The organism is Roseateles sp. P5_E1, from assembly GCF_054049335.1.
The window spans coordinates 13383-34055 of the sequence record NZ_JBFUMN010000056.1 but is presented as its reverse complement, the minus strand read 5'-3'; the positions used below and the strand labels follow the sequence as shown (position 1 = coordinate 34055).

General features: G+C 68.7%; 18 protein-coding genes and 1 other RNA gene. 14 read left to right on the top strand and 5 right to left on the bottom strand.

The window, feature by feature from the left end; all coding sequences use genetic code 11:
* The 6 genes from ACXJKJ_RS25665 to ACXJKJ_RS25640 form a co-directional block, all read left to right on the top strand.
* Nucleotides 1-1992 (top strand): DUF3418 domain-containing protein (locus ACXJKJ_RS25665; protein WP_457393541.1); only part of this gene is annotated, 1992 nt, incomplete at its 5' end.
* Nucleotides 1993-2278: 286 nt separating this feature from the next.
* On the top strand, nt 2279-4054 hold the full coding sequence (locus tag ACXJKJ_RS25660; protein WP_457393539.1) for an HDOD domain-containing protein: 1776 nt from the start codon (nt 2279-2281) through the stop codon (nt 4052-4054).
* Nucleotides 4055-4063: 9 nt separating this feature from the next.
* Nucleotides 4064-6460 carry a protein kinase domain-containing protein gene (locus ACXJKJ_RS25655; RefSeq protein WP_457393537.1) on the top strand — a complete coding sequence of 799 codons (2397 nt, stop codon included), beginning with the start codon at nt 4064-4066 and terminating at the stop codon, nt 6458-6460.
* A 192-nt stretch (nt 6461-6652) separates the two neighbouring features.
* Nucleotides 6653-7021 carry a DUF4398 domain-containing protein gene (locus tag ACXJKJ_RS25650; RefSeq protein ID WP_082532696.1) on the top strand — a complete coding sequence of 123 codons (369 nt, stop codon included), beginning with the start codon at nt 6653-6655 and terminating at the stop codon, nt 7019-7021.
* Between the two features lie 18 nt (nt 7022-7039).
* Nucleotides 7040-7966, top strand: a complete 927-nt coding sequence (locus tag ACXJKJ_RS25645) for an OmpA family protein (RefSeq protein WP_457393534.1) — start codon at nt 7040-7042, stop codon at nt 7964-7966.
* A gap of 49 nt (nt 7967-8015) precedes the next feature.
* A complete protein-coding gene (locus tag ACXJKJ_RS25640; RefSeq protein ID WP_056198038.1) occupies nt 8016-8444 on the top strand; it encodes a hypothetical protein in 429 nt (142 codons plus the stop codon).
* A gap of 38 nt (nt 8445-8482) precedes the next feature.
* On the opposite strand, the gene ffs is transcribed toward ACXJKJ_RS25640, so the two are convergent.
* The 3 genes from ffs to ACXJKJ_RS25625 all read right to left on the bottom strand — a co-directional run bounded on the left by ffs (nt 8483) and on the right by ACXJKJ_RS25625 (nt 10249).
* An RNA gene (gene ffs / locus ACXJKJ_RS25635) (signal recognition particle sRNA small type) lies at nt 8483-8580 on the bottom strand.
* A gap of 10 nt (nt 8581-8590) precedes the next feature.
* Nucleotides 8591-8977, bottom strand: a complete 387-nt coding sequence (locus tag ACXJKJ_RS25630) for a SirB2 family protein (RefSeq protein ID WP_457393532.1) — start codon at nt 8975-8977, stop codon at nt 8591-8593.
* Between the two features lie 159 nt (nt 8978-9136).
* Nucleotides 9137-10249: an AIR synthase-related protein gene (locus ACXJKJ_RS25625; protein WP_457393530.1), complete on the bottom strand. Its 1113-nt coding sequence runs from the start codon at nt 10247-10249 to the stop codon at nt 9137-9139.
* 41 nt (nt 10250-10290) lie between these two features.
* Between ACXJKJ_RS25625 and dnaX the strand changes: the two genes are divergently transcribed.
* The 4 genes from dnaX to ACXJKJ_RS25605 are packed head-to-tail and all read left to right on the top strand — an operon-like array spanning nt 10291 to nt 13459.
* A complete protein-coding gene (dnaX, locus tag ACXJKJ_RS25620; protein WP_457393528.1) occupies nt 10291-12126 on the top strand; it encodes a DNA polymerase III subunit gamma/tau in 1836 nt (611 codons plus the stop codon).
* Nucleotides 12127-12140: 14 nt separating this feature from the next.
* Complete coding sequence (locus ACXJKJ_RS25615; protein WP_056198033.1) at nt 12141-12467, top strand: YbaB/EbfC family nucleoid-associated protein; 327 nt, start codon at nt 12141-12143, stop codon at nt 12465-12467.
* Nucleotides 12468-12474: 7 nt separating this feature from the next.
* Entirely contained in the window at nt 12475-13056 is a 582-nt protein-coding gene (recR, locus tag ACXJKJ_RS25610) for a recombination mediator RecR (protein WP_056198032.1), read from the top strand.
* A 10-nt stretch (nt 13057-13066) separates the two neighbouring features.
* Nucleotides 13067-13459 carry an MAPEG family protein gene (locus tag ACXJKJ_RS25605; protein ID WP_457393525.1) on the top strand — a complete coding sequence of 131 codons (393 nt, stop codon included), beginning with the start codon at nt 13067-13069 and terminating at the stop codon, nt 13457-13459.
* An 8-nt stretch (nt 13460-13467) separates the two neighbouring features.
* Here the strand turns inward: ACXJKJ_RS25605 and ACXJKJ_RS25600 are convergent, their stop codons facing one another.
* The gene (locus ACXJKJ_RS25600; protein ID WP_457325271.1) at nt 13468-15051 is read right to left on the bottom strand and encodes a transglycosylase SLT domain-containing protein; all 1584 of its coding nucleotides are present in this window, start codon (nt 15049-15051) and stop codon (nt 13468-13470) included.
* On the bottom strand, nt 15048-15833 hold the full coding sequence (gloB, locus tag ACXJKJ_RS25595; protein WP_056198025.1) for a hydroxyacylglutathione hydrolase: 786 nt from the start codon (nt 15831-15833) through the stop codon (nt 15048-15050). The genes ACXJKJ_RS25600 and gloB overlap by 4 nt, the downstream gene beginning before the upstream one ends.
* Nucleotides 15834-15857: 24 nt before the next feature.
* Here gloB and ACXJKJ_RS25590 point away from each other — a divergent pair, with 24 nt between their 5' ends.
* The 4 genes from ACXJKJ_RS25590 to ACXJKJ_RS25575 are packed head-to-tail and all read left to right on the top strand — an operon-like array spanning nt 15858 to nt 20669.
* Nucleotides 15858-16589, top strand: coding sequence for a class I SAM-dependent methyltransferase (locus tag ACXJKJ_RS25590; protein WP_457393523.1), 732 nt, complete (start codon nt 15858-15860; stop codon nt 16587-16589).
* A complete protein-coding gene (rnhA, locus tag ACXJKJ_RS25585; RefSeq protein WP_457393521.1) occupies nt 16586-17074 on the top strand; it encodes a ribonuclease HI in 489 nt (162 codons plus the stop codon). The genes ACXJKJ_RS25590 and rnhA overlap by 4 nt, the downstream gene beginning before the upstream one ends.
* Nucleotides 17075-17094: 20 nt before the next feature.
* The gene (locus tag ACXJKJ_RS25580) at nt 17095-19101 is read left to right on the top strand and encodes an amidohydrolase family protein (protein WP_457393519.1); all 2007 of its coding nucleotides are present in this window, start codon (nt 17095-17097) and stop codon (nt 19099-19101) included.
* Nucleotides 19098-20669 (top strand): ABC transporter substrate-binding protein, encoded by a 1572-nt coding sequence (locus ACXJKJ_RS25575; protein WP_457393517.1) that lies wholly within the window; start codon nt 19098-19100, stop codon nt 20667-20669. The genes ACXJKJ_RS25580 and ACXJKJ_RS25575 overlap by 4 nt, the downstream gene beginning before the upstream one ends.
* Nucleotides 20670-20673 lie beyond the last annotated feature (4 nt).

The window sequence follows — 20673 nt, the reverse complement described above, 5'->3', positions numbered from 1 at the left end:
GGCCGCTGGATCGTGGCCGCCGAGCTGGTCGACACCTCGCGGCTGTACGGCCGCGGCATCGCCAACATCGAGCCGCAATGGCTGCCGCCCATCGCCGGCCATCTGATCAAGACCCAGCTGCTGGAGCCGCACTGGGAGAAGAAGGCTGCCGAGGTCGTGGCGCTCGAGCGCGCGACGCTCTACGGCATCGTGCTGTACAGCAACAAGCGCGTGAACTTCGGCCGCGTGGACCCGAAGGCGGCGCGCGAGATCTTCATCCGCGAGGGCCTGGTCAATGACGACCTGCCGGATGACCTCGTGCGGCAGCTGCCCTTCCTGGCCCACAACCGACGCCAGATTGCCAAGGTCGAGGCGCTGGAGCACAAGTCGCGCCGCCAGGACGTGCTGGTCGACGACGAGCTGATCTACGCCTTCTACGACGACAAGCTGCCGGCGAACGTGTTCTCCGGCGCGACGCTGCTGAAGTGGTGGCGCGAGGCCAGCAAGAGCGACGACAAGCTGCTGCAGCTCAGCCAGGACGAGCTGATGCGCCACGAGGCGGCGGGTGTCACGAGCGAGGCCTTCCCCAAGGTCATCCGCCTGGGCGGCGTGGACTGCGCGGCGACCTATCTGCACCAGCCCGGCGACGCCCGCGATGGCCTGACGGTGACCGTGCCCATCTTTGCGCTCAACCAGGTCAGCGAGGAACGCGCCGAATGGCTGGTGCCGGGCATGCTGGCGCAAAAGGTGACGGCGCTGCTGAAGAGCCTGCACCAGAAACCGCGCGCGCGGCTGACGCCGCTGCCGGATTTCGTCGCCGAGTTCATCGAGCTGCAGCCGTTCTGCCAGGGTGGACTGGTGGACACGCTGCTCAGGGCCGTGAAGGACCGCAGCCAGATCGCCGTGCAGCGCAACGACTTCAAGCTGGAGCAATTGGCACCCCACCTGTTCATGAACTTCCGCGTCGTCGACGAGCATGGCCGCCAGCTCGGCCAGGGCCGCCAGCTCGCCGCGCTGAAGGCTGAGCTGGGTGGCCAGGCGCGGTCGGCTTTCCAGGCCTTGGCAGCGCTGAAACTGCCTGCCGCCGAGCCGGCGCCGAAGCCGCAACCCGAACGCGGCATCCGCGCCGAGATCGTCAAGCCCGCGGCACCCGTGCGCGATGCCGCTCAGGCCTATACGGACTGGACTTTCGGCGAGCTGCCCGAGCTGCTTGAAGTCCGCAAGGGTGGCCAGACGCTGATCGGCTTCCCGGCGCTGATCGACAAGGGCGCCCACGTCGAGATCGAGGTCTTCGACGAACCCGAGGTCGCTGCCGCGAAGCACCGCGCCGGCCTGCGCCGGCTGATCGCACTGCAGCTCAAGGAACCTTTGAAGTTCCTGGAAAAGAACATTCCCGACCTGCAACGCATGTCCGTGCTCTACATGGGCCTGGGTACGGCCGAGGACCTGCGTGACCAGATCATCGGCGTGGCCCTGGACCGCGCCTTCCTGGCCGACCCTCTGCCGACCGATCCGATCAGCTTCAAGAAGCGCATTGAAGAAGGCCGCAGCCGCCTGAATCTCATTGCGCAGGAAGTGGCCCGCGCTGCGCATGCCGTGCTGCAGGAGCTGGCCAATGCGAGTCGCAAACTGAAAGACTCTCGGCCAGCCAAGGATGTCGGCGATGACATCACTGCGCAGTTGCAGCGCCTGGTGCCCAAGCGCTTTGCGCTGGACACGCCCTGGGCCCAGCTGCAGCACCTGCCGCGCTACCTGAAGGCCATCACCGCGCGCTTGGACAAGCTGCGCGCCGACCCGGACCGCGACGCCAAACTGATGAGCGAGGTCAAGCCGCTGGAGCAGCGCTACACGCGCCGCATGGCAGAGCTGAAGGGTGTTCGCGACGCGAGGCTCGACGACTTCCGCTGGCAACTGGAGGAACTGCGGGTCAGCCTGTTCGCGCAGGAACTGCGCACGCCGCAGCCCGTCAGCGTGAAGAGGCTGGACAAGGTTTGGTCTCAGCTGACAGGCTGAGATCGAACCTTGCGGCGCAGACTCACTTGCCGCAGGCAAGTTATGTCGCAGCCACAAAGTCTGGAGTCAGCTCACAGCCTGAAGCCGGATTGCGGCGACGGCCTGCGCATCAGGCGCAATGCCGGTGTAAAACGGACACGATCCGGGCCAAGATGTGAGCTGATGCACGCAAGACCTGGACTGCCAGGGAATTCCGTCGCATTTCGACGCTTGCCTGCAAGCTGGACCCTCCTGGCCTGGAGTCCAATGCAGGGAAACCATCTGTTACAGCCCACCCACGTCTGCCGTGCCTGATTCCAGTTCCAGCCCCGCCGCCCCACCGCCGAAGAGCTTTGGCCGCTTTGAGCTGCGCGCGTTGCTGTCCAAGAGCGCCCGCAGCCTGATCTGGGGCGTCTTCGACCCCCGCCATGGCCAGGAGCTGATGCTCTGCATGCCGCGTGACAAGCCCAACAGCGCGGCCGCGCTGGAGCATTGGCTGCGCATGGCCCAAGGTGCCGAGCGGGTGCAGCACCCCAACCTGGCACGTCCGTTCGAGATCGGCCAGATCGAGAACTGGCCTTATGTGGTCTACGACCGCGCCCTGGGCGAGACGCTGGACGAGCGCCTGGCGCGCCAGAACGCGCCCCTGCCCATCGACGCGGCCGGCTGGATTGCCCAGTTGCTCGAAGGCCTGGCCTTCGCCCATGAGGCCGGCCACGCCCACCGGGACATCCAGACCGCCAGCCTCGTCATCGACGCCGGCGACAAGGTGCGCCTCATTGGCCTGGAAGTCGCGCAGGAGGTCTTCCCGGCCACGGTGGATTTCAACGCCGTGACGCGCCGTGCGGTGCGCGAGTCGGCCGAGGAGGACGTGCTCTGTGTCGGTCTGCTGCTCAACCGCATCCTCAGCGGCAAGCCCGTGCTGGAGGAAAACGACCTGCAGCACGTCGTGCAGCAGATGCAGCCCCTCGGGCGTGAAATGGTGCGCCTGGGCTGGGAGACGCCTCACCCCATCGCCGACCCGCTGCGCGCCATCTGCAACCGGGCGACCGAGCGCCAGCTGCGCCAGCGCTACCACCTTGCGCGCAGCTTCTGGCGTGCACTGGACGGCTGGCGCACGTCGGCGGCGCACGACAGCGGCGGCCCCGTCGCATTGCTGATGGACAAGCTGCAGCGCATCGGCCACCTGCCGACGACGATGACCGGCTTGCACCGCTTCACGGGCGGTTCAGGCCTGGAGTCTCAGCATGCCAGTGCGCTGTCCGAATTCGTGCTGAAGGACATGGCCCTGAGCCTGGAGCTGGTGCGCCGCGTGAACAACGCGCTCAGGCAGAGCGGCCACCACGGCGAAACGGTGCTGAACATGCAGCGCGCCATCCAGATGCTGGGCCTGGACGGCGTGCAGCTCGCGGCCAACGCGCTCAAGCCCTGGCCGGGGCCGCTGGCGCCGATGGCTGCCGAGATGCTGCGCCAGCTGATGGCTCGCGTCACCAAGGCTGCCCAGGTCGCGCAGGCGCTGCGCCCGGCGGGCTATGACGGCGAGGTCGTGCACCTGATCACGGTCATGCAGAACCTGGGCCGCCTGCTGCTGCAATACCACTTCCCGGATGACGCCCAGCAGATCCGCCAGCTGATGGTGCCGCCCGAGCCCACCGAAGAGCAGCCCAACCCGCCCGCGATGAGCGAGCAGGCGGCGGCCTACGCCGTGCTGGGCTGCGACCTGGACGCCATGGGCGCCGCGGTGGCGCGGCACTGGGGCCTGGGTGACGAGTTGCTGCAGATGATCCGCCGCCAGCCGCTGGACGGCGCCGTGCATCCGGCGCGCAGCGATGCCGATGCCATCCGCCTGACCTGCAGCTTTGCCAACGAACTGATCGACGCCCTCGGCCTGCCCGAGGCGCGCCGCCGCCCGGCGCTGGAAGCCGCGACGCGGCGCTATGCCAAGGCGCTGGGTGTCGGCCTGCGCGAGGTCATGGAAGCCTTGAACCCGGGCGCGCACAAGCCGCCTGCGACCGCGCCGGCCGACGATGGCGCGCCGTCGTCCTCGCTGCGCGAACGTCTGTCCGCCCGCGGCGGCTCCTGAGCTGGATTCATGGCCGACGACGACCTGCCCCCCCAACTCGGTCGCTTCCGTCTGCTGCAGCGCCTGGGCGAGGGCGCGCAGGCCACGGTCTGGCTGGCCCACGACCCGTTGCTGGACCGCGAGGTCGCCGTCAAGCTGCTGAAGGCCCAGTTTGCCGATTCCAGCGAGCCCGGCACCCTCGACGAGTGGCTGCACGAGGCCCGCGCCGTCAGCCGGCTRACCCACCCGAACATCGTGCCGGTCTTCGAGGCCGACGCCCAGGGTGGGCGTTCCTATCTCGTCTTCGAATACGTGTCCGGCGGCACGCTCAGCCAGCGCCTGCGCGCCGGCCCCCGCCCGACGGCGGCCGAGGCCGTCACCCTCATGCTGGGCATCCTGGACGGCCTCACCGCAGCGCACGCCGCCGGCCTCGTGCACCGCGACCTCAAGCCCAGCAACATCCTGCTCGACGCTCGCGGGCGGCCGCGCGTGATGGACTTCGGCATCGCGGCGCGGGTTTCGACCGACACCAACGCACCGTCACGCATCGTCGGTACGCCGGGCTATATCTCGCCCGAGGCCGCGCGCGGTGCGCCACCGCATCCGCAGATGGACGTGTTCGCTGCGGCCATCATGCTGGCCGAGATGCTGAGYGGCCAGCGCCTCAACCACGACCCCGATCCCTGGCGCACCATCCAGCGCGTGCAGACCACCGACCTCATGCTGCCCTCGGGCCTGGACAGCAGCGTGGATGACGCCTTGCGCGCCATCGTTCAGCGCGGCCTGGCGCGCGAGCCATCGGCGCGCTGGCCGAGTGCGGCCCTGCTGCGCGACGCACTGGCCGCCTGGCTGCGCCCTGTCGCCGAGCCCGACGCCGAGGCCCAGGACGCGCCGGTGCTGGACTTTCTGCTGCGCCGCATGCGCCACAAGAGCGATTTCCCGGCGCTGTCCGACGCCATTCAACGCATCCAGCGCCTGACGCAGTCCGAGAACGAAAGCCTGGCCAGCCTGTCCAACGAGATCCTGAAGGACGTGGCGCTGACGCAAAAGCTGCTGCGCCTGGTCAACACGGCCCAGTACCGGCACGCCGGTGGTGGCGGCATCAGCACGGTGTCGCGCGCGGTGGCCCTGATCGGCTTTGCCGGCATCCGCAACCTGGCGCTGAGCCTGGTGCTGCTGGAGCGCATGGAGAACAAGGGCCACGCCAAGCGGCTGCGCGAGGACTATCTGCGCTCGCTGATGGCGGCGTCGCTGGCGCGCGAACTCTGCCCCAACCCGCGCGAGGCCGAGGAGGCCTTTCTCGGCGCGATGTTCCACCACCTCGGTCGCTCGCTGACCGAGTTCTATTTCCCCGAGGAGGCCGACGCCGTGCGCCGCCTCGTCAGCCCAACTGACGACGGCCAGCCCGCCATCAGCGAGGCGGCCGCTTCGGCCCAGGTGCTGGGCATGAGCTACGAGGCCCTGGGGCTGGGCGTGGCCAGGCAATGGGGCCTGCCCGACAGCCTGCAGCGCGCCATGCGCCGCCCGGTGGGCGAGGCGCCGCAGCGCCTGCTGGAAGACGGTACCGAGCGCCAGCGCTGGCTGGCCCGCGCCAGCAACGACATGGCCGACCTGATCCTGAACACGCCGCCCGAGCAGGCGCACGCCAAGCTGCGTGCCATGGCCCAGCGCCATTCGCGCGCCCTGGGGCTCAGCGCAGAAACCTTCGAGAAGGCCGCGGACACGGCGCGCCAGCACCTCGCGCAGATGACCGAGGCGCTGGAGCTGCACCTGCCCAAGGACTCGCGTGCGCAGCGCTTGCTCGCGCCGTTGACGCCCTCGGCGCACGACTCGCTGACAGCGCACGAACTCGCGCCCACCCAGGTGCTGGAGCGCACCCAGGACCAGCGCGCGGTTTCGCCCGCCGATCAGGCCACGCAGTTGTTGGCCGCCGGCGTGCAGGACATCACCGACGCGATGGTCGAGCAGTTCCAGCTCAATGCCGTGCTGCGCATGATCCTGGAGACCATCTATCGCGCGCTGGGCTTTCGACGTGTCCTGTTCTGCCTGCGCGATGCGCGCGGCCAGGCCCTCACCGGGCGGCTCGGCGTGGGCGCCGATGTGGAGCGCCTTGCGCCGCTGCTGCGCATCGACCTGACGGCCCAGCCGCTGGACCTGTTCGCCGCCGTCTGCCTGAAGGGCGCCGACACGCTGATCCAGGATGCGCGTGCCGCCAACATCGCCCCGCGGCTGCCGAGCTGGTTCCGTGGCGAGCTGCAGGCGCAGAGCTTCCTGCTGCTGCCGCTCATGCTGAAGGGTTCGCCCCTGGGGCTCATCTACGCCGACCACGCTCTGGCCGGCGCCGTGCAACTGGGCGAGAAGGAACTCTCGCTGCTGCGCACCCTTCGCAACCAGGCCGTGATGGCCTTCCGCCAAGCCACTGGCTGAGGCGCGTGCGGCCCTAACGCCGCTGTAGGGCAAATCCCACACCGCTTGAGGCCCCACGCTGACCGGTGCCGCACCGGCCCTCCGACTGGGGCCGGGCCCTCCGTCGCGAATACTCGTTAGGCATCCTGAGAGAACCCGAACCGGCGGGTGGCGATGCTCGAACGCCGGGTATGTCAAACAACAGGAGTTCGTATGAATCACCATTCGATGAATGGCCGAGGGGTCGCGTTGGCGGTGCTTGCCGCTGCTGCCCTGGCCGCATGTGCCACGACGGGCGACGCCCCGAAGGAGCAGATGGCGGTGGCCAATTCCGCTGTCGACCAGGCCAGCGGCAATGCCGCAGAAGCACCCGCGGAGCTGTCCACGGCCCGCGACAAGTTGGCCCGTGCCAACGTCGCCATGGCCCGCAAGGACTATGTGGCGGCCCGCCATCTGGCCGATGAAGCCGCGGCCGATGCGGCCCTGGCCCAGGCGACTGCCCGCACCGCCCGCTCCAGCCGCGCGCTGGCAGAGGTGCGCGAAAGCATCCAGCAGTTGCGGGCGCAGCTGAACCGTTCCTGATTCATTGAAAGGATTGCCATGACTTCCCTTACCCGATTTGTTTCGACACTGACCGCCCTGGCCGCTGCAACCGCCCTGTTCGCGGGCTGTGCCAGCGCCCCCACCGTCACGCCCGCCCTGCAACAGGCTCGCTCCAATGTGCGCAGCGCCGAGGCTGACCCGGCCGTGCTGAAGTACGCCTCGCTGGACGCCAAGAAGGCCGCTGATTCGCTGCGCCGAGCCGAAGAGCTGAGTGCCAAGCGCGAGTCGCCCGCTGACATCGACTCCGCGGCCTATGTCGCATCGACCCAGGCGCGCACGGCGATGGCCATCGGCCGCGCTGCCACGGAAGAAGAGGCCATCAAGTCCTCCGAGGCCGACCGCGAGCGCGCCCGCGCCGATGCCAATGCCAACCGCGCCAACGTTGCCCAGAACCAGGCCGCCAACGCTCAGATCGCAGCCGCCAATGCCAATGCCGACGCCAACGCCGCTCGCCAGCAGGCGGCCGCCGCCAACGTGGACGCCGCCCAGGCCCAGGCCCAGGCTGCCGCACTCGCGCAGGAGCTGGCCGATCTGCAGGCCCGCCAGACCGACCGCGGCATGCTGGTCACGCTGGGCGACGTGCTGTTCGAATTCGGTCGCGCCGAGATCAAGCCTGCCGCGCAGACGTCCATCGCCAAGCTGGCCCACTACCTGACCCAGCATCCCGACCGCCGCGTGCTGATCGAGGGCTTCACCGACAGCGTCGGCAGCGACTCGGCCAACCTGACGCTGTCGCAGCGCCGCTCGCAGGCCGTGGCCGAAGCGCTGCGCGCCCAGGGTGTCGACCCGACCCGTGTCGCGACCCGCGGCTATGGCGAGGCCTACCCGGTGGCCAGCAACTCAAGCACGTCCGACCGCGCAATGAACCGCCGCGTCGAGGTTTACATCTCTAACGATAACCAGCCGGTCCGCGCGCGTGGCTGATCGCCACATTGCGCCACATCGCTGTCATCACGCATCACAGGAGATTGAGATGACCCAGTACCACAGCTCACGATGTCGCCTGGCCACCGCCTGGCTGGCCGCCGGCCTCATGGCCATTGGCGGCATCGCCCAGGCAGCGCCCCGGGCCAAGAACGTCGACCCTCAGCGCCTGCAGTACGAGCGCGAACGGGCCAACTGCATGACCGGCCAGACCAACCAGCCGCGTGACGTCTGCCTGCGCGAGGCCGGCGCGGCCTATGCCCAGGCGCGCCAGGGCAAGCTGATCTCGCCAGGCGACCGTCCTGAGCAGTGGGCGGCGAATGCGCTCAAACGCTGCCAGGCTCAGCCCACCATGGAAGATCGCGAGATGTGCGAACGCCGCGTGCGCGAAGGCCAGGTTGTGGGCAGCGTGGAGGCCGGCGGCCAGATGACGACGCTGACCGTGCGGACCGTCGAAACCCCAAAAAATCCGGGTTGATCGCCGGGTTGATCGGAACGCAATGAAGACTGGGGGAGGGTGACGAGCCTTACCCCCGGCACTGGTTGCAACGCTTAGGGCTGCTTGGTTCCCCACCTGACCCGGTTGGGCGCGCTTCCATGCGGGGAGGCCCGTCGAGCGAGATTCTAACCGGGGAGAAATTGCCGGTTGATCGAAAGGTCCATCGCGAGGGTCAGCAGGGCCAGTGCGGTGAGATAGCCCAACAGATGCAGGCGCGCCTGGCTCATGGCCCAGTGGCCGCAGATCATGTAGCCCACGAGCGCGATGAGCTTCGCGCCCAACCACCAGTCGCGGATGGGGTGGTAGCCGATGGAACCCCACAGGCTCAGGCCCGTGACGACGAGGCAGGCATTCACGCCGAAGACGAGCACCAGCAGGCGGGCGTCCTTGGCGAAACCCTGCAGCTGTGGGTTGCCGAACTGGACCAGCAGGCCGCGCACGAAGAACAGGCCCACGCTGCACCAGGCCAGCAGCACATGCCACTGGATCATCTGCGTGTAATACCAACTCATGGAGCCCCTCGCCCGGTCTCGCCGCGCTGAACGCGGGCGACCCCGGTCGGTCCCCCGAGGGGACGGCGATGCTTGCGGCATCGAGCCGCAAGCACATCGCCATGGCGGGCCGGCTCGGGAGCGGCCCAGCGCTCGGCCCGTGGAGCGTCACACCACATATCAGCGCAGGTGTAGGTCGTCTTCGCTGAAGCGGATGTCCAGCGGCTCGATCAGCAGTTGCTTCTCGCCCGCTTCCACCGTGCCGGCCACCCAGGCCTCAATGCCGCAGTCGCGCGCCACCTGCGCAGTGCGCTCGGCGTCCTCGGCCTTGACGAAGATGGCGAAGCCCGCGCCCATGTTCAGCGTCGAATAGGCCTCGCGGTCGTCCTGGCCGGCTTGCTTCTGGATGAAGTCCAGCACCGCCGTCTTGGGCGGCACGGTGTGGATGCGGTAGGTCAGCTGGCTCGGGTGGCGCAGCAGCTTGCGCCAGCCGTGGCCGGTGATGTTGGCGCAGTAGTGCGGCGCGATGCCGGCCTTCCACAGCGCCTCCGTCACGGGCGAATACAGCGCAGTCGGCGCCAGCAGGGCTTCGCCGTAGGTGAGGCCCGGTTCGATCTCGGTGAGGTAGCCCTGGGGCAGGCGCTCGGCCAGCTTGCGCGCCAGGCTCAGGCCGTTGGCATGGATGCCGCTGGAGGCCAGCAGCACGATGGCGTCGCCGGCACCGAGCTTGTCGCCCACTGACAGGCGTTCCTTCGGGTTGATGAGGCCGGTACAGGACGCGGCCAGGTCGATGCGGCCGTCCTCGACGATGCCGGCCAGGGCCGGCGTCTCGCCGCCACCCCAGGCGACCTGGCAGGTGTCGCAGGCGGCCTTCCAGCCGGCCACCAGGGCCTGGGCGCGCTGGGCGTCGCCGAACCAGTCGCTGCCGCCGGCGGCCCAGTAGGCCTGCACGACCAGCGGCGTGGCGCCGACGGTGATCAGGTCGTTGACGGCCATCGCGATGGTGTCCTGGGCGATGCCGGCGAAGAAGCTCTTGCCCGTCAGCTTGGCCATCTCGTCGGCCACCAGGGTCTTGGTGCCCAGGCATTCGACGATGGAGGCCAAATAGAAGGGCCCCACGTCGACGACATAGGCCGACTCGCCACGCGAGGCCTTGACCTCGGTGAAGCCGTGGCCGGCGAGGTGGGTCGCCGTGGCGGCGGCGGCGCGCTGGGCTGTGATCTTCAGCGGGTCGATCAGGTCGTAGTTGACGCCGGCTTGGTCGTAGGTGAGGGGGGCTGCGGTACTGGTCATCCGCCAATTATCGACGGAGGGCCCCTCATAGAATGACCGGCATGAGTTATCAGGTCCTGGCCCGCAAATACCGTCCGCAGAGTTTCGAGCAGCTCGTCGGGCAGGAGCACGTCGTGCAGGCCCTCGCCAATGCCTTGACGCAGGGGCGCCTGCACCACGCCTATCTGTTCACCGGCACCCGCGGCGTCGGCAAGACGACGGTGTCGCGCATCCTCGCCAAGAGCCTCAATTGCACCGGGCCGGACGGCACAGGCGGCATCACGGCCCAGCCCTGCGGCGTCTGCCATGCCTGCCGGGATATCGATTCGGGTCGCTTCGTCGACTACGTCGAGCTGGACGCGGCCTCCAACCGCGGTGTCGAAGAGATCTCGCAACTGCTCGACCAGGCCGTCTACAAGCCGGTCGTCGGGCGCTTCAAGGTCTACMTGATCGACGAAGTGCACATGCTSTCGAASRCKGCSTTCAACGCGMTGCTGAAGACGCTGGAGGAGCCGCCCGACTACTTGAAGTTCGTGCTGGCGACGACCGATCCGCAGAAGGTGCCGGTCACCGTGCTGTCGCGCTGCCTGCAGTTCAACTTGCGGCCCATGGCGGCGGCGGACGTGCAGATGCACCTGGGCAATGTGCTGGGCGCGGAGAGCGTACCGGCCGAACCGGGCGCGCTGCGCCTGCTGTCGCGTGCGGCTCGCGGCTCGATGCGCGACGGGCTGTCGTTGACCGACCAGGCCATCGCCTTCGGCGCGGGGTCGCTGACTGAAGCCGGCGTGCGCCAGATGCTGGGCAGCGTCGACCGCGGCCATGTCGTGGCCATCGTGGATGCGCTGGCTGCGGCGAGCGGTGAGGCCGTCGTGGCCCAGGCCGATGCGCTGCGTGGCGCGGGCCTGTCGGCCGCCGGCACGCTGGAGGACCTGGCCACGCTGTTCCAGCAGATGGCTCTGGCCCAGGCCGCGCCCACCGCGCTGGACGACGCCGACAACGAGACCGCCGAGATCCGCCGCCTGGCTGCTGCCTTGCCGGTCGACGAGATCCAGCTGATGTACAGCATGGCCCTGCATGGCCGCGCCGAGCTGCATCTGGCGCCAGACGAATATGCGGGTTTGTTGATGGTGCTGCTGCGCATGCTGGCCTTCCGGCCGGCCGGCACGAGCCCCAAGCCCATCAAGGCCGCGGCCCTGGTGAGGCCGGCGGCAGTGGCCAAGGCGGTTGTCGCCGTGCCGCTGCCCAAGGTGGCGCCACCGGMGCCGGTGGCGGTGCCCAAGGTTGTCGCGCCGGTCCCGGTGGTCGAGGCGCCCGTGGTGGCCGAGCCCGCCGCCCCCAGGCTCAGCGACCGACTGCGCCCGCGCCCGGTCGAAGTCGAGGCGCAGGCCGATGACGACATGGATGGCCCGCCGCCCGACGAAGCGCCGCCGCCGTGGATGGAAGCCGATGACGCGCCCGTGTCGACAGCCACCGCCCGCGAGCCCGAGGCGCCGCGCCGCGCCGAACTGCGCGAGACACCCGAAGGCGCGCAATGGGGCGAGCGCATCGCGGCCCTCAACCTCGTCGGCATGACCGGCGAACTGGCTCGCCAGGCCCAAGCTCTGGGTTGCGCGAGTGTCGATGGCCGCGAGGTCTGGACGCTGCGCGTCGAGCGTGAATCCCTGCGCGCGCCGGCCCTGGTTGCCAAGCTCGAGTCGGCCCTCGAGGCCAGGCTCGACATCGAGGCCGGCGTGGCCGAAGACTCCATTGCCCTGCGCACGGTCGCCCGTGCCGAGGCCCAGCAGCGCGCGGCCGAGGATCTGGCTGCCCAGCACCCGATGACGCGCACACTGCTCTCCCAATTCCCTTCAGCGCGCATCCTGCCGGGCTCCGTGCAGCCGCTGACTCTCACTCCATAGACAAGGACACGATCATGATGAAAGGCCAACTCGCCGGCTTGATGAAGCAAGCCCAGGCGATGCAGGACAACCTGAAGAAGGCGCAGGACGAACTCGCCAACATCGAGGTCGAGGGCCAGAGTGGCGCCGGGCTCGTGAAGGTGCTGATGACCTGCAAGCACGAGGTTCGCCGCGTGACCATCGACCCCAGCCTGCTGGCCGATGACAAGGACATGCTGGAAGACCTCGTCGCCGCCGCCTTCAACGACGCAGCCCGCCGCGCCGAGGCGACCAGCTCCGAGAAGATGGGCAAGCTGACGCAAGGCATGCCGATGCCCCCCGGCATGAAGTTCCCGTTTTGATCTCGACTTGACCGCGCTCGAGACCCTCATCGAGGCGCTCAAGCGCCTGCCCGGCGTGGGCCAGAAGTCGGCCCAGCGCATGGCCTACCACCTGCTGCAGCATGACCGGCTGGCCATGCCGCGCCTGGCTGATGCGCTGACGGCGGCGGGCGAGCACATCAAGCATTGCGAGCGCTGCCATACCTTCAGCGAAACGCCGATCTGCAGCGTCTGCGCGGACGCCGACCGCGACGCGCGGCTGCTGTGCGTCGTCGAGACGCCGGCCGACCAGGCCGCGCTGGAGCGCACCGCGTCCTATCGCGGCTACTACTTCGTGCTGCTGGGGCGGCTGTCGCCGCTCGATGGTGTGGGCACACGCCAGATCGGCGCGGCCGAATTGCTGGCGCGGGCAAGCGAGGAAGGTGTCGAGGAAGTCATCCTCGCCACCAGCTTCACCGCCGAGGGCGAGGCCACGGCCCATGTGCTGGCCGAGGCGCTGCGCGCCCGGAGCATCAAGTCGACGCGGCTTGCGCGCGGCGTGCCGGTGGGCAGTGAGCTCGAATACGTGGACCTGGGCACCATAGCTCATGCCTTGACTGATCGACGCTGAGGAAGCCCGGATGACGATTGCCCAACTCTGCCTGCTCGTCGCCTGCCTGCTGCCCCTGGGCTGCACATTCCTGGCCAAGTCCAAGGGCTTCGGCAAGCGCAGGCGTGATGGCGGTTTCGACAACAACCAGCCGCGCGAATGGCTGGCCAAGCTCGACGGCTGGCAGGCGCGGGCCAACGCGGCCCAGGCCAACAGCTGGGAGGCCCTGCCCATCTTCGTCGCCGGCCTCTTTGTCGCCCATCAGCACCAGGCCGCGCAGGGCAGCGTGGATGCGCTGGCCGTGGGATTCGTCGCTGCGCGCCTGGCCTTCATTGGCCTCTATGTGGCGGACCGCGCCGCGCTGCGCTCACTGGTGTGGGCTGCAGGCCTGGCGGCCTGCGTCGCACTGTTCCTCGTTCGCTGAAACAAGGCTCAAGGCGTGGCCGCGGCCACGACGGTGCGGCCCTTGCCGCCCTTGCCCTTGGGCTGCGCCTTGGCGGCCACCTTCACGACCTTGGCGGGCGTCGCCTTGGCCACCGGCGCCTTGGCCGGCGAATAGGCGGTGTAGACGACGACGGCCTGGCCCGGCTTGAGGCGGCCGTTGGCGGCCAGCTTGTTCCACTGCGCCACCTGCTCGCTGCGCACCTTGTAGCGGGCGGCGATGGTGGCCACGGTGTCAGCCTTGCCGGCCTTGTGCGTCACACGGCGCAGCGGCGGCGCGTCGGGCGCGAGGTTGAGCGCGGCGGTGTCAGCCAGGCGCTCGGACACGTCGGCGACGATGTGTTCGCCGCGCGGCACCAGCAGCGTCGAACCGGCCTTCACGAGCATCTTGGGCGGAATCTTGTTGATGTCGCGCAGCAGCGCTTCGCTGGTGCCGGCACGCTTGGCGGCCTCGCCCGGGCTCATGGTCTTGGGCACGACCCAGGCCGTCCAGCTCGCGAGCGGGCCGCTGTGGCGGGCCAGGTTCTCGGCGAAGGCACTGGCCTGGTCATAAGGCAGCAGCACCTGGGGCGTGGCGGCGGCCAGGATGACCGGCTTGTTCATCTGCGGGTTGAACTGCTGGAAGGTTTCCAGCGTGATGCCGGCAAGCTGGGCGGCCAGGGCCACGTCGATGTCGCGCTCGATCTTCACGCTCAGGAAATACGGGTGGTTGGCCACCACCGGCAGCGTCAGCGCATAGCGATCGGGTGCGAAGACGATGTTCTTCACCGCCTGCAGCTTGGGCACGTAGTAGCGCGTTTCATCGGGCATCTTCAGGCTGGCGTAGTCGGTCGGCAGGCCGAGCTTTTGATTGCGCGCCACCGCCTTCTGCACATTGCCCTGGCCCCAGTTGTAGGCCGCCAGCGCCAGATGCCAGTCACCGAACTGCTTGTGCAGGCGGCCGAGGTAGTCCAGCGCGGCGCGGGTGGAGGCCAGCACGTCGCGTCGGTCGTCGCGGAAGATGTTCTGCTTGAGATCGAAGTCGCGCCCGGTGGCGGGCATGAACTGCCACATGCCGGTAGCCTTGGCCGTCGACACGGCGTGCGTGACGAAGGCGCTCTCCACGAAGGGCAGCAGGGCCAGCTCGGCAGGCATGCCGCGCTTCTCGACTTCGTCCAGGATGTGGAAGAGGTAGCGGCTGCCGCGCGTCGTCATGCGCTCGACGTAGTCGGGGCGCGCGGTGTACCAGGCCTCGGCCTTGCGCACCCAGTCGTCGTCCAGGTCCTGCAGCTGGAAGCCCTTGCGCACGCGGGCCCACAGGTCGGCGTTCACATCCGGCGCGTCGAGGTCGATCTTCTCGCCAGGGCGCAGGTTGTCCTCGAGCAGCTCGGCCGCGATGGCGCGCACCGGCGCGGGTGCCGCGAGCGTCAGCGGCGCGGGGGCAGGTTCAGCGGCAACGGGGAGTGGGGTAGGCGGGGTGTCGAGGCTGGCGGGATCGACCGGAGCGGTGGTGGCGCAGGCGGCAAGCAGGGCAGCCAAAAGGATCGGAGAAAGGCGCGCGAGCGCCTTGGGAGAGAGTCGGTGAATCAGGGTCATCGGAATCCGTTCTTCCATTCGCGCAAGGTGGCGAACACATCGACCGGGCTGGGCGCGGCCGGGAGTTTGAGGGGGGCGTGGCGGCGAGCGGCCTCACGCAGAGCGGCTTCGGTACAACGCAGGAAAGGGTTGATGCGCACCTCGTTGCCGATGCGGCCGGGCAGCGTGGGCCGGCCGGCGGCGCGTTCGGCCTCGCACCAGGCGGCATAGGTCGCCAGCGCCGCGTTGGCCGGGTCCACCTCGCGCGCAAAGCGCAGGTTGGACAGGGTGTATTCATGGGCGCAACAGACCTGGGTCTCGGACGGCAGCGCGGCCAGGGATTGCAGCGAGGCATGCATCTGCGCCGGCGTGCCTTCGAAGAGGCGGCCACAGCCGGCGCTGAAGAGGGTGTCGCCGCAGAAGAGCAGGGGGTCGCTGCCAGGGACGTCAGCAGCAAAGTAGGCGATGTGACCCGCGGTGTGGCCGGGCACGTCCATGACGGCGAACTTGAGGCCGAGCAACTCGACCGCATCGCCGCCATGCAGGCGCTGTACTGGCTCAGGCAGCTCCTCGTGGACGGGGCCGTAGATGGGGCCTTGCAGGCGTGGCCGCAGTGCGTCGACGCCACCGACGTGATCGCCATGGTGGTGGGTCAATAGAATGCCCGCCAGCGTCAGGCCCCGGGCATCCAGCGCCGCAGCCACCGGCGCGGCGTCGCCGGGGTCGACGACGAGGGCCTCGCGGCCGTTATCCAGCAGCCAGAGGTAGTTGTCGTCGAATGCAGGAAGCGGCGTGAGCGTCAAACTGAGCGTCAATGGCGCCAACCCATGACAGATAAAGCGCCGAGTATAGATTTGACAGCCTGGCTGCAAACCCCGCCCGGGCACCATCTGCTTGCCTGGGAGCAGGCCCAGGTCGACGCAGCCGTGACCGATTTGTTCGGGTTTCACGCCTTACAACTCGGCCTGCCCGAACTGAACGGTCTGCAGACCAACCGCATGCCCCACCGCTGGCTGGCCGGTCGTGACCTGCTTTGCGATTTTGACGCGCTACCTTTCGAAAGCGCCAGCCTCGACCTCGTGCTGCTGCCGCACGCGCTGGAGCTGGCGCCAGACGCCCACGCCTTGTTGCGCGAAGTCGAGCGCGTGCTGCGGCCCGAGGGGCGGCTCATCGTCTTCGGCCTGAACCCGGCCAGCCTGTGGGGGCTGCGCCAGAATCTCGGCCGCCTCAAGCGCCGCGGCGAGCCCTATCTGCCCCGTGATGGCGACTTCATCGGCTACTGGCGGCTGCGCGACTGGCTCAAGCTGCTCAGCTTTGACGTCGAGGCGGCGCGCTTCGGCATCTATCGGCCACCGCTGCGCTCCGAGGCGTGGCTGCAGCGCTGGCGCTGGGTCGACGGCATCGGCTCGCGCTGGTGGCCGGTGCTGGGTGCGGTCTATTTCATCCAGGCGGTCAAGCGCGTGCACGRCATGCGCATGATCGGCCTGGCCAAGAACTCGCGTGCAGCGGCAAAAAAGGCGCCCGCCGTTGCGCTGAACAACCACCACAAAAAAGAATGACCGAACCGACCCCCAAGCCCACCACCCTTATCAAGCGCCCGCAGGTCACCATCTACACCGACGGCGCTTGCAAGGGCAACCCCGGCCCTGGCGGCTGGGGTGCCTGGCTGAGCAGCGGCGGCCACGACAAGGAACTCTTCGGTGGCGAGCGCGAGACGACCAACAACCGCATGGAGCTGACCGCGCCCATCGAGGCCCTGGCCTCGCTCAAGCGCAGCTGCGACGTCGTCGTCTACCTGGACAGCGAATATGTGCGCAAGGGCATCACCGAATGGATCGTCAACTGGCAGCGCCGTGGCTGGAAGACGGCCGACGGCAAGCCGGTCAAGAACGCCGACCTCTGGCAGCGCCTGGACGCGCTGAGGAAGCTCCACACGGTCGASTGGCGCTGGGTCAAGGGWCATKCGGGCGACCCCGGCAACGAGCGCGCGGACATGCTCGCAAACAAGGGTGTCGCCTCGCTCAGTAAAGTCCGCGCCACCTAAGACTCAAGGGAAAAGCGCCCATGAAGTTCCTGCCCCCGCTGATTGCACTGCTGCTGGCCAGTGCCGCGCAGGCCCAGACCTATACCGTCATGTGTGCCAAGGTCAGCTGCGGGCGACTCTTGGTCAACGAGACGGCGACGCGGCTGGAGACCGACCACAGCTACCGCAACAACGGTCGCGGGCCCGACCAGAAAGAAGTGCTGGAGTTGGCGGCCGATGGGGCCTGGCTGAGCTACCGCACCGAGGGCGTCTCAACCTACGGCGCGCGCATCGACGAAAGCTTCGAGCTCAAGGACGGCCGTGCCAGCTGGCGCTCGCCCGTGGACCGCGGCGACAAGCCCGGCGTGGGCCGCGATCTCGTCTATCTGCCCGTGCAGGCCAGCCCGGCCTGGGCCGGCCGCCTGGCGCGCACCCTGCTGCACCGCTCCGACCACCGCGCGGCCGCGTTGCCGGTGGGCCAGATCAGCATCGAGCGCGTGCAGACGCTCAAGCCGGCCGGTGCCAGCTTCGAGGTTGGCCTGTACGCCATCGACGGCCTGGACCTCGATCCCAGCTACCTCTGGCTGCGCGAGGACAACCAGGCGCTGTTCGCCCAGGTCTCGCCGGGCTGGGGCGGCACGCTGCTGCAGGGCTTCGAGGCCGAGATGGACCGGCTGTCCGACGTGCAGAAGGCTGCGCAGCTGGCGCGGCTGGAGCGCCTGGCCAAGACCCTGCCCAAGCCGCTGCCCGGCCTGACCGTCATCGAAGGCGTGCGCTGGTTCGACTCGCAGGCCGCCGCGCTGCGCGGGCCGTCCGATGTCTACCTGCTTGAGGGGCGCATCGCGGCAATAGCCAAGCCCGGCAGCCTGAAGAACGCCGAGCCGGCCCAGCGCATCAGCGGCAAGGGCCGCACGCTGCTGCCCGGCTTTATCGACATGCATGCCCACCTGGACGCCAGCGCGCTGCTGCTGAACCTGGCCGCGGGCGTGACGGCCGTGCGCGATGTCGGCAACAGCAATGCCGACCTGGCCGAACTGAAAGGCCGCATCGAGCGCGGCGAGGTGCTCGGCCCGCGCATCGCGGCCAATGGCTTCATCGAGGGCAAGAGCCCGTTCTCTTCGCAGTCCGACTTCGTGGCCGACAACCTGGACGAGGCCCTGGCCGCCATCGACTGGTACGCCGCCCACGGCTACCGCCAGCTCAAGCTCTACAACTCCATCCGCCCCGAGTGGGTCAAGCCCATGGTGACGCATGCGCGCTCGCTGGGCCTGCGCACCGGCGGCCATGTGCCGGCCTTCATGACGGCGCGCCAGGCGGTCGAGGCGGGCTACGACGAGCTGCACCACATCAACCAGGTCACGCTGAACTTCCTGGTCAGCAAGGGCGACGACACGCGCACCCTGCTGCGTTTCAACCTGCCCGGCGACAAGGCGGCCGACCTCAAGCTCAATGACCGCCGCACGCAGGACTTCCTGGCCCTGCTGAAGAAGAAGGGCACGGTCGTCGATGCGACGATGACGGCCTTCGAGGCCCAGTACACGCAGCGCCAGGGGCAGCCCAATCCCAGCTATGCGATGGTGTCCGCGAACTGGCCGGCTGTGCTGCAGCGCAGCTATCTGTCGGCCGAAGTCGACATGGACGACACCAAGGCCCGGCGCTGGGGCGCGAGCTGGAAGGTCATGATGGACTTGCTGCGCCGCATGCACGCGGCCGGCATCCCGCTGGTGGCGGGTACGGACGCAACGCCCGGCTTTGCGCTGCAGCGCGAGCTGGAGCTCTACGTGCAGGCCGGCATCCCCGCCGCGCAGGCGCTGAAGATCGCGACCTGGAACGGCGCCAGATACAGCGACCGCCTGAGCGAGATTGGCAGCATCGAGCGCGGCAAGCGCGCCGACCTCGTGCTGATCGACGGCGACCCGGTGGCCGACATCCGCGCCATCCGGCGCATTGCGCTGGTCATCAAGGGCGAGCAAGCGCTGTCGCCCTCGGCCCTCTACCAATCCATGGGCATCCTGCCCTTCGTGCCCGCCGCGGAGATCATCAAGTGAAGCCGGAATTGAAGCGATTGGCCGCACTGCTGCTGGCCCTGCCGCTGATCGCCCAGGCCGACACGACGCTGCGCTTCTGCGCCGCCGGCAGCCCCAAGACCTTCGACCCGGCGATGACCGACAGCGGCATCGACCATGTCGCCCACATGCCCATCTTCAGCAACCTCATCGAGGTCAAGCGCGGCACGGATCAATTGATTCCTGGCCTGGCAACGAGCTGGAGCATCAGCCCCGATGGCCTGGCCTATACCTTCGAGCTGCGCCGAGGCGTGACCTGGCATACCGCCGAAGGCTTCAAGCCGACGCGCGAGTTCAATGCCGACGACGTCATCTTCACCTTCGGCCGCCTGCTGAGCCGCGACAGCGCCTTCGCCAAGGCCCTGCCCAGCGTGTCGCCCTATGTGATGTCCTTCGGCTGGGAAAAACTCATCGCCAAGGTTGAGAAGCTGGGCGACCACCAGGTGCGCATCACGCTGGCCGAGCGCGACGCGTCCTTCCTGTCGGCGCTGAGCTTCGCCTTCACGATGATCCAGTCGGCCGAGCTGGGTGCCCAGCTGCTCAAGGCCGGCACGCCGCAGCGCATCACGCAGATGCCCGTCGGCACCGGCCCCTTCCAGTTCAAGAGCTTTCGCGCCGACAGTGTCATCCGCTACGTGAAGCACCAGACGTGGTGGCGCAAGGACGAGAGGCCGCGCGCCGACCAGCTCGTCTTCGCGATCACGACCGATGCCAGCGTGCGCGCCCAGCGCCTCAAGCGCGACGAATGCGACATCGCCTACCCGGTCGGCCCGGCCGAGCTGGACGAGTTGAAGAAGGACCCCAACATCAAACTGGCGACAGCGGCCGGCATGAACATCGGCATCCTGGCCTACAACACCAAGCGCCCGGCCCTGTCCAAGGTCGAGGTGCGCCAGGCCCTGGACATGGCCATCGACAAGGCGGCCATCGTCCGCACCGTCTACGGCGACGCCGGCGTGCTGGCCAGCAGCGTCATCCCGGCCGCCAACTGGGCCCATGACGCCACGCTCAAGCCCGTGCCCTACGATCCGGCCAAGGCCCGTGCCATGTTGCAGAAGGCCGGCGTGCTGCCGCTGGACATCACGCTGTGGGCCATGCCGGTGGTGCGCCCCTACAACCCCAACGGCCAGCGCATGGCGCAGATGATCCAGTCGGACTGGGCCAAGGTCGGCGTCAACGCGCGCATCGTCACCTACGAGTGGGGCGAGTACCTGCGCCGCATCGACGCCGGCGAGCATGACGCCGCGCTCAGCGGCTGGAACGGCGACCCCGAACCCGCCAACACCGCCGGCCAGCTCGCCTGCGGCTCCGCCAGCGGCAGCTTTTGGTGCAACCCGGCTTACGACAAGCTGCTGGCCGAAGCCAGGCAAGCGTTGAAGCAGGAAGACCGCAAGGCCATCTACGCCAAGGCCCAGCGCATCGCGATGACGGAGCTGCCCTGGACGCCCATCGCCCACGGGCGCCTGGCCGTACCCGAGCGCGCGTCGGTCAAGGGCTTCATCCTGGATCTGGATGGCGGCATGTATTTCGACGGTGTCACGCCGCGCTAAACAA

Bases quoted from the DNA above. Each gene is read 5' to 3' on its own strand.
- ACXJKJ_RS25650 (WP_082532696.1), top strand. From the start codon at position 6,653: ATGAATCACCATTCGATGAATGGCCGAGGGGTCGCGTTGGCGGTGCTT.
- ACXJKJ_RS25645 (WP_457393534.1), top strand. From the start codon at position 7,040: ATGACTTCCCTTACCCGATTTGTTTCGACACTGACCGCCCTGGCCGCT.
- ACXJKJ_RS25640 (WP_056198038.1), top strand. From the start codon at position 8,016: ATGACCCAGTACCACAGCTCACGATGTCGCCTGGCCACCGCCTGGCTG.
- ACXJKJ_RS25630 (WP_457393532.1), bottom strand. From the start codon at position 8,977: ATGAGTTGGTATTACACGCAGATGATCCAGTGGCATGTGCTGCTGGCC.
- ACXJKJ_RS25625 (WP_457393530.1), bottom strand. From the start codon at position 10,249: ATGACCAGTACCGCAGCCCCCCTCACCTACGACCAAGCCGGCGTCAAC.
- ACXJKJ_RS25615 (WP_056198033.1), top strand. From the start codon at position 12,141: ATGATGAAAGGCCAACTCGCCGGCTTGATGAAGCAAGCCCAGGCGATG.
- ACXJKJ_RS25605 (WP_457393525.1), top strand. From the start codon at position 13,067: ATGACGATTGCCCAACTCTGCCTGCTCGTCGCCTGCCTGCTGCCCCTG.
- ACXJKJ_RS25600 (WP_457325271.1), bottom strand. From the start codon at position 15,051: ATGACCCTGATTCACCGACTCTCTCCCAAGGCGCTCGCGCGCCTTTCT.
- ACXJKJ_RS25580 (WP_457393519.1), top strand. From the start codon at position 17,095: ATGAAGTTCCTGCCCCCGCTGATTGCACTGCTGCTGGCCAGTGCCGCG.